Here is an 11,864-nt window from a genome sequence, read left to right as displayed (position 1 = left end):
TATATAAGCTTTCGTGTTGTTTTCGTTTAAAAGAGTCTCTATTTGAATTCTCTCTTTTAGAGTAAGTCGTTTATGTTTTTTTACTTCCATTATAACAAATCTATAAATTTAGATTTGTTGCGTTAAGTTATTGAATGGAGGTCGGTTTTCTTAAATGACGCACAACGTGTTTGTGTATGGAAAGTTGCGTTTTTGTGTGCGAGGATTTTCCGAAGGAAAATCAGACGTAACAAAAATGCAACGACCTTTATTTAAGCACTAATTTAGCAATTTTTTATACACGTTGTTGTGTGTCCGTTTTTTATTCAGTTTATGATTTGAAATTTTTCCAAATCGTATATAAATCAGTTACTTCTTTTTCAGTCAAATACTTATTAAATAAATCACAATTTGCGAAATACGCCATACATTCTCCAAATTTTAAATATTGACTTTTAGGAATATTTTTTTTCGCTAAACATTTTTTTAAAATTCCAATTCGTTTATTCTCATCCTCGACAATTATTTTATCAATTTTTTTGATTTCCAAATCGGAATATTCATCTTTTATAGATTCAAACGATTTTAGGGAACTCCAATATTTTCTTGCTCCAATTCCTTGTTCAACATTTCTGAATCTATTTTTATTTAAAGCGAATTTCAAAGGTTCTTTTCTTTCAAGATTTAAATTCCCGTTTTTAATTTCTGTCCAGAATTTTTCAGTCTCAACGCTTATTGTTTCATTCCAAAAAGTTAGTAATTCATTTCTCAAAGACTTGATTTGGTGAGAATTGATGTTTTCAATTTTAGTTTTATCCTTTAGACATTCCTTAATGAACTTTGAAAGTTCCAGAAAATGTGATTTTGTATCACTTTCCATTTCAGTTGATTCATTCACTATTTTTTCGTGAATTTCAACTACTTTTAAAACTTGTTCAATATTCTCTGTTTTTGTCAACGGATTATGGTTTTCTCAAATGGCACACAACGTGTTCGTGTATGGTTTGTTGCGTGATCAAGTCACTAAGTTAGTAAATAAAAACCGAATAGAAAGTCCGCGAGGACTTTCGTAAGCAGGCTAGAACCTAGCAATAAAATATATGCATTGTTGGCATTAGTTTTTTATGATTTAATTGAATTAACAATCTTTTCTAGCTCATATATTTTATTTTCCAGACTATTCACTTTGCTGTTCAGTTTTTCAAATTCAGCCGCATTTTCGTGTGATTTAAATTTCTCAATAGAGACAAGCTTGTTCTTTATTATTTCGAAGGAGATTTTCTTTTGAGTTCTAAATTTATATTCTTTATCATTATTGAAATAATCCGTAATTTTAAAAAAAATAATTGCTCCGCTTCCGTCTTCACGTTTTGCAGTCCAATGTTCATCTTTAATAATTTCGCATTTAATTCCATTCCAATTAAATGACTTGTTATCTGTTGATTTTAAATCGGAATTTAAAATTGTATTATTAAAATATTGATAATAGCCTCCTGAAGATTGTTTTCTATACGTTCTTTCTATTATAAATCTCACTTCTGATTTATCTACTCCATTAATATCCTCTTTGATTTCTACTTCGTTATTTTTTTTAAATATAACATAATGTTTGTCGCCTTTTTTCATAGAGCTAAATTATTCTAATTAGTCCTTAAAAAAATCTTGGATAACTTTTGTGAAATCTGTACTTGAGTTTTCCTTATTCGATGCAGAGTAATTTCCTTCGTATAGTGGGTTTGAATAACATTCTTCACACTTGACTTGATATCTTATACTGTGAATTGTACTTTTCTTCATTTTCATTATTTCTTGAGTCGTTAAATAATATGCAGTTGTGGCTACATCGTCGACGTTGTCTTTAATTTCTTTATCAATACAAGTGATTACATTTCCGTCCTTGAGATAAATAATTAGTTTCCCACTTATCCTTACAGTTCTGACTAATTTTGAACTTACTACAATTAGATTTTCCATCTCATCTTTGGCAAATACAATATTTAAATCATCTATTCTTTCACTTATTGAATTTGATTTTAAAATAAAAGTTTCTGTGCAAGGGAAACTTTGTTCTCCGATAAATACGAGATTTTGTCCTTGAGTTTTTATTAAAAAAAACATGCTTAATAAAAGTGTAAGAATAATTTTCTTCATGGTTTCTGATAAATTAATGCCAACGTGTTTGTATATGGTTTGTTGCGTGGTTTAAGCAATTAATTTAGTAAATAATTACTGACCAAGAAAGTCCGCGAGGACTTTCGTAAGTAGGCGAGAAGCCAGCAATAAATTATATACGGTGTTGTACACTGGCTTTCTCTAAATGCTATCATATATTTTCTATAAAACCTTTAGTTCTGTCATTGATTAATAATTTCATCAAGTAAATCCTCATCGGCTTGGGATAACTGATAAGTATTTTTTAATTCTTCAAAACGTATTTGTTGTGCTCTTAATTCATTCATTTTCGGTGTGTCTAGTTCAAATAGGTTAATTGAATTTAGACCTTTGCTTGAGCCGTTTTTTACTTGTATCAGAACTTCAATGTTATTATCTGTCCATTCATAATGGTCATTTGGGTCGTGAAAATAAGGATGTACAATATTAAATTCACATTTTTTGTATAATCTTTCAACCACACCAATTGTATCTGATGTTCCTTTTTTATCAAATCCATTGCAATATCCACAAGCCATAACTAAGTTTAACAAAGTGAACGTAAACTGTGGATATCTGTAATAAGCTTTTGGTGCTATATGTTCAATTTGACCTCTAGATGTTCCTTTTAATTTCAAGCCACAGTAAGCGCATGAAGTTTGTACATTTTCTAATTGAGCTCTTATTTTACTTTTAATATTATCTATGTTTGGATTTGGTGGACTGTCCCATTGTTTTCCAGACCAATCTTTAATAGCTAATAGTTCTTTTAATTCAACCACAGTTAAATCTACACAAAACACCGATTTGTTAATCATTAAGATATGCTTTTGCTCGATTTATAACTGTATTTAGAGGGTCGCTTTCAGAGAACTCAATTTCCTCAATATTATCGAGAATTTCTTGCATTCTTTCTTTGTTTTTGTCCTTAGTAGCAATTCTATGAAGAAGTTCCCTTAATTCAATTTCTAAATAATAATTTCTTGTAGTCTTTACATCAAAAATTTTATATAAAACTTCCTCAGCTGACCATCCATAAGTATTTTTGTCGATTTCCAAAGATTTTATTTCTCCATCTTTCTTTTTTAAACCAATAATGTTTGAATTTTCACCAGGTAAATCTGATACTAAAAAATGGCTATGTGTTGCGATTATAATGTGAGATGTTACTCTATCTGTATTAGCGAATAACTCTCTAATAAATTGTAAGTATTTCATCTGCCAATTTGGATGCAAACTTATTTCTGGTTCATCAATAATTACTAAAGTGTTGGAACGAGTTGAAGCCATTAATCCTATCATTGTTGTAAATAAATGAAACTCACCAGAACTTGCGTTTTGTAATTCAACATCAGTTTCAGAAAACTTTATTGTTGGTGCTGTTAATAATCCTAACTTTCTTAGTCTATCAATATCATATTCATGCTCCTTTAAAAATTCCATTTGTTCATTATCTCGTAAATCAAAATTTAAAGTTTTAGCACTACTTTTTTTAATATCTATTAGTCTGTTTTCGTTTACGAGTTGATTTACAAAATTTACTGTTTTAAGTAATTCTGTAACATTTTTTTTAAGCCTTTTAAAATCGGCTAGTTTGAATGGTGCTATTTTACCTTCATAATTTTTTTCAATTTCTGAAAAATGTTTGTCTAATATTTCAGCGGTTAAACTTCCAGTATAAAACAACTTATAATTTATCGTTCTGTATTGAACTATAAAAGACCCTGTTGCTCCAATAAAGTTTATTAAGTTGCTTATTCCTTTTTGGAAATATTCATTCTTAATTGCCTTTATAATTAATTTTACGGTTCTTCTAACGTAAAATCCCGTACTTGTTTGTTGTCTTGTACTTCTAATACCTAAATAATGATAAGGTGCAAATCGTATTTTTTCTTTTTCATTTCTCTCGACAAAAAATTTATCAGTCATCATTATTGATTGAGCAACAACTTGTAAAGGATAGTAATTGTAATATTCTTCTTTTTTTGTTGAAATACTTTTTGACTTTGAATCATATAACCTTCCTCTAGGATAGGTTTTTCCTGATCTAGAAAAAGCAACAAGTTTCATATCCAGACCGTTTGAATATTTAAATGTTTTGCCTTTTAATCTATATTCTAATGTGAAAAAGAATTGAAGTGGTTTATATTGTGATTCTTCTTCTACAGAATGTTGATATAAGTCTCTCCAAATTAATAATAGGCACTTCAGGATTTCACTTTTACCTGTTCCATTTGGACCAATTATTATAGTAAAATAGGGCGAATTTTCATCGCTATCATCACCATCATAAAATTTAAATTCATTTGTTCCAAGTATGGGATGTTTAGTTAATGATAAACTTATTATTCTAAACCCTTTCATGATTCTTTATTTTATTAATGGAAGTTAGGATGCTCTTTAGCTTGTGTACAACGGTCTAGTATAAGAATAGTAGCGGATTTTTAAGCACTAACTTTTCGGTTGAACACAGACCTTTTTTAAACTTACTTACTTTTGTTTTTGCGATAAAACCGCTATTATTTTTATACATTGTTGTGCGGTCGTGCTTTTCCTAATCTAGAATTGTTTCTAGAATTTCATAAGAGGATATTACTACCTGTCTTTTTCTAAATTTTCTTTTCTTATGAATATATGGTGCTCGAGCCATGCTAGAATTTTTATTATATAATTCAATTAAATTTAGCCTACAAGCTTCAGAATATCTTTTCTTTATGCTCTTTAAGCTTAAAGTGGGATTGAATTCTGTGCAATAAGGTACTGCTGAAAAATTATCATCTCCAACATATAAAATATTTTCGTTTTTATAATCAGTTGTTTCAGAAGCTGGAATGCAAGTGAAAGAAATTCTGGAACCTATTTTTAAATTATTCAATATATCTTCCTCATAGACAAAAATATCTTCATCAACGTCTTTGTATAATGGTAAACCACTAATTTTACTTAAATTGTCAAATGAATACTTAGAATTAGCATTCTCCAAGTACAATCTATTATATCTATAATCGTAATCATATCTTTCAGTCAAGCCACTATATGACTTAATAAGAGTTGTACCTCTTGAGAAAAACAATTTAGACTTTATCCAATTACAGTCATAACTTCTTCCTGTAACAGGTAGACCTAGTTTAAACCCCTCTTTGTATATTTCATTTAAAGAGTGTTTATCCAAGCATTTATATATTAAATAAAAGTGACAGAAAAGTATGTAGTTACGACAATCCGTTTGCCAATATTTAAGCTTTGATTCAGTAATGAAAATAGCTTTTAGTATAGTATAGGCGTCAAAGTTTTCTTTACTTTTAATGTAATCTCCAAAAAAATTCCAATGCTTGGAGTCGTACCAATCTTTAACATTAGAGGAAACCCATTTAATTCTTGTGCAAAAACCTACAGCTTCAATAAGAATCTTTTTAATATCATCTTCTTCCTTACATTGTCTATTAGGAACAACTATATTGTTTTTTATAGAGGGATATATTTCTTCAAAATATTTATTTTTCATAATTAAACATTTATTCTATGAGCGGAAGATATTTTTATACCCTGTAAATATTCTAACATTTCCATTTTTCTTGAAGAATATTTTAAGCCAATTGTTGCGAAATCCTCTTTGATTGAAATTAGATTTTCATATACACAAGATTTAGTATTCGAATTCAAACCAAATGCCGCAAATTTGTTTGAACCAAGATAAATTATGTTTTCATTAGTGAATGAAGTGGAAATTTTTTCCATTATATGCCACAAATTTTTTATTGTAACAATATCGCCTGGTTTTAAACTGTTCACTAATAAGCTTTCATTTGAGTACGTTTTTGGCAGTGTTTGGTTTGTAGTGTTATCCTTTTCAGAATATGAACCATCCTCAAGTTTTAATGAGTGAGTATATACAATTGGTGAAGATTCATGTTGATTGATTGTGAATTTTTTGTTTTTATATTTATTATTAAACAATTCTTCTCCATCTTTATCTAAATAGGTTTTAATTAAAACTACTTGAATCCATAAAGCACAATCCAACATCCATTTATCTTTCCTATTAAAAATTTCTAGAATTGCCTTAGAGGGTTTTTTTTGCTTTTTTTGTTTTAACCTTATAGATATGTATTTAGAATTCAGACCATTGTATTTCCAATATTTTTTATCCCAAAAACTTTTGCCATTAATCAACCCATCATAAGGAGCCATTTGTTTAGCTTCAAGAAATTTTAAATCACAAAGAATATCAATATTTGATAGAAGTAATTTTTCTATTGTTTCTTTCGGCTCAAATAATGGAATAGATACATTATTAGATATATTGGGATATGATTCTTTTAAATAACTCATAACTTAATCCTTACATTCAATTGGATAACAAGGCAAACAACCACCTTCTTCTCTTAACCAAGTTAAAGAAGTAGGAACTTTAAATAACCAAGGAGCACCAATAAATTCAGCACCAGTTGACCAAGGAATTTCTTTCTTTACATAGGTATCATCAAACTCTTTTCCTTTGCCACCACAACAACAGTCCATTTCTAATTCTCTGTCTAAAATAAATTTCAAAGAGTCAGTTGTGTCATCATACTTGATGTCGATTATTCTGTAAGTAATACAGTTTATACTTATCTCTCTATTAATATCAACTTCTATTTTATCCTTATCAAAAGAATAAGTACCTAGTCCATTCTCAGTTACTGGGTCAACATCTTCAGTAAAATAATCTAAATTATCAATTAAAAGAATTTCATTTTTTTCTAACGTATTATCAATATCAGTATCCCACGTTAAATAACCTAGTCTATCCGCATTGAAATTGTCTTTAGATTCTTTTATCTCTTGATGTATTGGAACAAACGCTTCTCCCATTATTGGTGGTTCGCCACCATCCCAAATTCTTCGAGTTTTCAAATAAAAATCTATCATTCCTTCAAAGCCAGGTCTTACCGAAATTGAAACTCTAGCAAACCCAGATTGTAAAAATTTCGTAAATAAATAGTTTTCAGACTCTTCTTGAAACTTATCTTCCCAAGAACATTTTCTTGCCCAGAAATATGGATAAAGCATATAGTTCATAAATTTCCATTCAAATGCCTGTTCAATGAATCTCACAAATTCGCCTTCTCGTTTGCTTTCAGGAATATCCATCTGTGGAAAGCCACAATCTTTTACTTTATTTTTCATTGCATCATTCTCGTCAAAAAAATGACAAGTGATATATGAAATAGCAGCATGTTTTAACTGCTCTTTCATTATTTCTGAAAGTATAAATGGATTTTTATTAAAGTGATTTTCTTTACTTCTTTCAAATTCAGCTAAAGCTTCATTGTATTCAGCAAGTTCAGTTTCATATTTTTTCATTAAAAGTTTGTGAACTTCTAATTGCCAAGGAATAAAATCTGTTGGGTCTGGAGTTATTGTTATTCTTATGGTTAGATTAGCATCATTTCCGCATTTATCTTCTTCCATTTTTACTCTGACTTTACCAGTATATGATAAATTATCTTGAGGAGGAGTAGTTTTTGAATCTTTCCACTCCCTTTTAATAATAGTTGAGCCAAAAACAATCTGAATGTAAGCTTTGTTATTAAATCTTATATCCTTTGGATTCGCATGACCACTAAAGTATTCTATTTTAGTCGCAGTATATCCCTCAGGTACAATAAAATCAGGAATATCCTGTGAATTTGTATCAACAGCTATATAACGATACTCACTATTTTTAGCAATTGGTGGTTGCTCTAATTCTGTAAATCCATAACATTGAATAAATTCTAACCAATCTGTTTTATCTGTACCAATTTCTTCAATGTTAATACATGGTTTTACAGGTTTTTTTAAATCAAATTGTTTTTCCACTAACCTTTTAAGTAACTCAGAAGGTTCTGGTAAATAAAAGTCGAGCATTGTTCTTTTGCCATAACTAAATACTTGTGCTTTACGTACTTGATTTACATAGTAAAATTGACGAGACATATCTTTTTCGGCACCTGTAGTACCACCAAAAACATGTTTGTTTTTTTCTTCGATTTCATTTAGTAGTTTTTTTGTTGAAAGTGTTCTAATCTTTTTTTCAACTCTTGAAATTGCCTTAGAGATTACTTTTTTAGATTCATCTTGAACCTGCTTTCTAGCTTCTTTCTTAGACCAATTGTAACTTGTGTCTAGTGTAGCTGAAAAGTTTTTACTAGAACCTATTGTTAAACCACCTTCAGTTGTTCCTCCGAAACTCGAATTGTTACTATAAGTAGCTCCTGCATCAACACTAAGGCTTTGTTCAACAACTTTATCTATTTCTTTATGAAGAGAAAATTGTTGATCTACTTGTAAATCCTTTTCTTCATAGGTATTTATGTCTTCTTCCTGTTCAGTATAAGTTTCCTCTCTCTGTAAATGTCTGTGTTTCCTAACCCGAATTTCAGATTCCATTACGTTTTCTATGTATGAAATTTCTCCAGGTTCATATTTGCATAATTCGTCTCTAACTACGAATAACTCTGCAATATAAGGTGTGATTTTTGCACAACAAGGATTTTGTTCGATACATTCTTCGTTACATTTACATTCGCAGTCTTGTTCAACTTCTTTGCATCTACATTTTTTATTTTCATCTTCTATTACTTCACCATCATCATTTTGATTGGGTAAATTTTCTTGAATTATTTCTGGAACTCTTGGAAGTAATGAACAAGGGTCAATTTCTATTATACAAGAATTGATAGTTAAAGGTTTTGCATAGTGTTTTTCAATATTTAATTGGAGTTTTTCGCTTTTATTCAGATATATAGTTTCAATGAGTTTGAGTGTCTTTATAGCTCCTTGCAAATTAAATTCATGCTTTACATTAACACTAGTTTGAGTCTTTGCTAATAGTTGGTCATTAAAATTTGTAATTAAATTAAAAAAGGGACTTGGTGTATTATCATTTGGACAATCATTTTCAGCTTGTGAAAACTCATTTTTTACTTTTCGTAAATCAACTTTTTTGGCAAATTCTTTTATATCAAAGTTTCTGTATCCATTATACTCTGAAAATTTAATAATTGTTCTAAGGTCAGGAGTTATTTGATTATAGGTTTTTATAGCTTCTTCACTCTTTAGAAAATTATCCATTTCTAAATAGAGTTGAGAATATTCTTTGGATTCACAAAGATTTAACCAATGAGTATATCTTTCTGAACGAAGGTTTTCAGGGTGAGATTTTATGCCAATTTTATCAATTTCTTTTGGTGAAAGACTTTGTGCATCTCTAATTGCGGTAATACTAATTAATTCTGGCATAATTTCATGTTTTTAATATTTGGTAAAGGTCAGTTTTGTTTATTTTATATCTTTAAGGTGTTTAACCCTTTCTTCTCAGGTTATTTCCCTTTTTATTCAAATTTAGTTTTACAGTCTGCAATAGAAAAGTGTCACTTGATTATCGGTTGAATTCATTCGATTATCGTTTTTTCTCGCATGCCGCACAACGTTTATGTATAAGAATAGTTGCGGGTTTGTATGCGAGGATTTTCCGAAGGAAAATCAGACGTTACAAACACGGAACGACCTTTTGATTAAGCACTAAACCGCAATTATTTTTATACTGTGTTGTGTGTAGTGCTTTTCTACTACCATATTTTCCAAAATGGTTTTTTACTCTTATCCTCAATATTTTCTTTTTCTGGTTTATGATACTTTTCGATAATCTCAAATACCCGTCCATAATTGTAATCGATATTGTCAACTGTTTTTTTCCAATTGATATTTAAGATTTCAATTCGTGTGTCGATTGAACCATTCCATTTAGTTTTAAATCCATTATCTGTTAAAACACTAACAATTTTTTCGGCAACTTCTTTCGCAAGTTCATCATCACGATTATAACTGTCAAAACCTATAAAAAGCATCTTTTCTTCCGCAATTGCTCTTTCCAAATCCTGTGTATGATAATAGCAGTATCCTTTAGCACTAATTCCGATTTCTTTCAGTTCGGCAATAATTTCAGAACAATCTTCTTCTCCGTCGCTTTTCGTATAACCAGCTCTGTGAAGAGAAACGATTTTATTTTTATTCAGTTCATCAAAGGATTTTACCAATCTATCAAAATCGGTTGGTTTTTCCCATTTTAGACTTTCAGCTTGATGTTTTTTTAATCTGCTGTCGATTTCTTCTTTTAACCATTTTTCATCGAAATCACTTTCGTCGTAAAACATTTCACTTATACTTTCAAGTAAATCATCTCCATTTTCAAACCCAAAAAGAATATCCTTTTCAAGTTGTTCAATTGCTTCGTCTTTGATTTCTTGTTTCATATTTTATCGTAGTTCGTCGGTTTTTGCATTACACACAACGGTTACGTATAAGAATAGTGCGGTTTTGTACGCGAGAATTTTCCGAAGGAAAATCAGAAGCTAGCAAAAGCGCACTAACCTTTGATTAAGCACTAAACTACGCATTATTTTTATACAATGTTGGGTACAGTACTTATTCTTCGTTTTTTTCAATTTCGTATTGCTCCACTATATCTTTTGGCAAAAATCGATGTCTTTTTTTAAATTCTCCCTTATCACTCAAGTAATTTAAAAATTTCTCAAGAGTATCTCTCATTGCTTGATTTACGACTAAACGTTCGTTTTCTTTAAATACAATGCCATCATTTAGCATTTCATTTATTGTACCCCAATTTTCACCACCTACTCTAAACCTTCTATATTCTTTACTTTTTATTTTTTCTGATAAGTCTTTATATGTTTCATTTAAAACTTCTTCATCTTCAATTAGTTTGGACATTATTTTGAACTGACTTCCTCCGTTTTCAGAATATCTATCAAAAATAGCATCATCCATTCTAGTGTACTGATATGTTTTTAAATTTTTAAAGTCTTCAATATTTTTCCTTTTTCTTTTTCTCTCCTTTGCTGAATCAATTTTATCAGAAATTGCAATTATGATTATTATAATAATCAAACCAACTACAAAGTAAGATATAAGTCGTAATAGTTGAGTCCAAAAGTCACCAAAATAGACTCTTTTGAAAAAGGTCATTTCTTCTTTAACGTCAACCGCATTAACGACTTCAATTTTTTGTTGTCCAGCAATTTTACCGAATGAGATAATATTTGGAATCTTGTCTTTTTTGTGCAGGACTAGTAGTTTCAGTATGAAATACTCTCCAGGTTCTATAATTACGTTTGAAAAAATTATTTTTTCATCTTGATTTGATGTGAATTTTACATTCCGAGATAGGTAAGGATTACTGGACTGTATGATTTCTGGTTGTTCAATTATTTTTCCTGAACTAATTTTAATTCCTACTGGCTCATTTTCATCATAAAATTCCTTTATGATGTTTTCGTCTCCGTTATTGACAACTTTTACTGTATAAATTCTTAAATTTTCTCCTGTCTGTTTCAGATTTGTACTATCATAAGCGACTTCAAGTTTGCTTATATCAGCATTGAAATCAAGTACATTAGTATTTGCAATTATTTCATAACGTAAGTCAACTTTTTTTTCTTGCAAGAAAGCGTAAATTGTAACAAATGCTGCTGCTATACCTAATAGTGTAATTACAGTTTTGGACGCATAATTGTCTAAATATTTCTCAATAATGTTTTGACTCATAATGCTGCATTCAAGGTTCTAACGCAACAAACGTTGCTTTTTTTTGTTAGATACTAAGCTACATTTTTTAGTTCAGAATCCATAATTTCTAGAGGTGTTTTATATCCTATAATTTTGCGAGGTCTATTGTTAAGTTTTACTTG

At 29.6% G+C, this 11,864-nt stretch carries 10 protein-coding genes; all 10 read right to left on the bottom strand.

Going from position 1 to position 11,864, the window contains the following annotated elements; all coding sequences use genetic code 11:
* Positions 1–310: 310 nt before the first annotated feature.
* Complete coding sequence (locus ACVC3Y_RS00640; RefSeq protein ID WP_452225803.1) at positions 311–937, bottom strand: hypothetical protein; 627 nt, start codon at positions 935–937, stop codon at positions 311–313.
* A gap of 164 nt (positions 938–1,101) precedes the next feature.
* Positions 1,102–1,605, bottom strand: coding sequence for a hypothetical protein (locus ACVC3Y_RS00635; protein WP_452225802.1), 504 nt, complete (start codon positions 1,603–1,605; stop codon positions 1,102–1,104).
* An 18-nt stretch (positions 1,606–1,623) separates the two neighbouring features.
* Positions 1,624–2,130 (bottom strand): hypothetical protein, encoded by a 507-nt coding sequence (locus ACVC3Y_RS00630; protein ID WP_452225801.1) that lies wholly within the window; start codon positions 2,128–2,130, stop codon positions 1,624–1,626.
* 203 nt (positions 2,131–2,333) lie between these two features.
* Complete coding sequence (locus ACVC3Y_RS00625; protein ID WP_452225800.1) at positions 2,334–2,948, bottom strand: HNH endonuclease; 615 nt, start codon at positions 2,946–2,948, stop codon at positions 2,334–2,336.
* Complete coding sequence (locus ACVC3Y_RS00620; RefSeq protein WP_452225799.1) at positions 2,941–4,494, bottom strand: AAA family ATPase; 1,554 nt, start codon at positions 4,492–4,494, stop codon at positions 2,941–2,943. Before ACVC3Y_RS00620 ends, ACVC3Y_RS00625 begins: the two co-directional genes overlap by 8 nt.
* A 190-nt stretch (positions 4,495–4,684) precedes the next feature.
* Positions 4,685–5,635 carry a hypothetical protein gene (locus ACVC3Y_RS00615; protein WP_452225798.1) on the bottom strand — a complete coding sequence of 317 codons (951 nt, stop codon included), beginning with the start codon at positions 5,633–5,635 and terminating at the stop codon, positions 4,685–4,687.
* A gap of 2 nt (positions 5,636–5,637) precedes the next feature.
* A complete protein-coding gene (locus tag ACVC3Y_RS00610) occupies positions 5,638–6,462 on the bottom strand; it encodes a hypothetical protein (RefSeq protein WP_452225797.1) in 825 nt (274 codons plus the stop codon).
* 3 nt (positions 6,463–6,465) lie between these two features.
* Positions 6,466–9,396, bottom strand: a complete 2,931-nt coding sequence (locus ACVC3Y_RS00605) for a hypothetical protein (protein WP_452225796.1) — start codon at positions 9,394–9,396, stop codon at positions 6,466–6,468.
* 329 nt (positions 9,397–9,725) lie between these two features.
* Positions 9,726–10,409 carry a DUF6891 domain-containing protein gene (locus tag ACVC3Y_RS00600; RefSeq protein WP_452225795.1) on the bottom strand — a complete coding sequence of 228 codons (684 nt, stop codon included), beginning with the start codon at positions 10,407–10,409 and terminating at the stop codon, positions 9,726–9,728.
* Positions 10,410–10,581: 172 nt separating this feature from the next.
* Positions 10,582–11,721 carry a hypothetical protein gene (locus ACVC3Y_RS00595; RefSeq protein ID WP_452225794.1) on the bottom strand — a complete coding sequence of 380 codons (1,140 nt, stop codon included), beginning with the start codon at positions 11,719–11,721 and terminating at the stop codon, positions 10,582–10,584.
* Positions 11,722–11,864 lie beyond the last annotated feature (143 nt).

The organism is Lacinutrix cladophorae (assembly GCF_053604645.1).
Note: the sequence above shows the minus strand (reverse complement) of the source record. Positions and strands in the feature narration are given on the sequence as shown.

Coding starts and splice junctions, on each gene's coding strand:
- ACVC3Y_RS00635 (WP_452225802.1), bottom strand. CDS start 1,605: ATGAAAAAAGGCGACAAACATTATGTTATATTTAAAAAAAATAACGAA.
- ACVC3Y_RS00630 (WP_452225801.1), bottom strand. CDS start 2,130: ATGAAGAAAATTATTCTTACACTTTTATTAAGCATGTTTTTTTTAATA.
- ACVC3Y_RS00625 (WP_452225800.1), bottom strand. CDS start 2,948: ATGATTAACAAATCGGTGTTTTGTGTAGATTTAACTGTGGTTGAATTA.
- ACVC3Y_RS00620 (WP_452225799.1), bottom strand. CDS start 4,494: ATGAAAGGGTTTAGAATAATAAGTTTATCATTAACTAAACATCCCATA.
- ACVC3Y_RS00615 (WP_452225798.1), bottom strand. CDS start 5,635: ATGAAAAATAAATATTTTGAAGAAATATATCCCTCTATAAAAAACAAT.
- ACVC3Y_RS00610 (WP_452225797.1), bottom strand. CDS start 6,462: ATGAGTTATTTAAAAGAATCATATCCCAATATATCTAATAATGTATCT.
- ACVC3Y_RS00605 (WP_452225796.1), bottom strand. CDS start 9,396: ATGCCAGAATTAATTAGTATTACCGCAATTAGAGATGCACAAAGTCTT.
- ACVC3Y_RS00600 (WP_452225795.1), bottom strand. CDS start 10,409: ATGAAACAAGAAATCAAAGACGAAGCAATTGAACAACTTGAAAAGGAT.
- ACVC3Y_RS00595 (WP_452225794.1), bottom strand. CDS start 11,721: ATGAGTCAAAACATTATTGAGAAATATTTAGACAATTATGCGTCCAAA.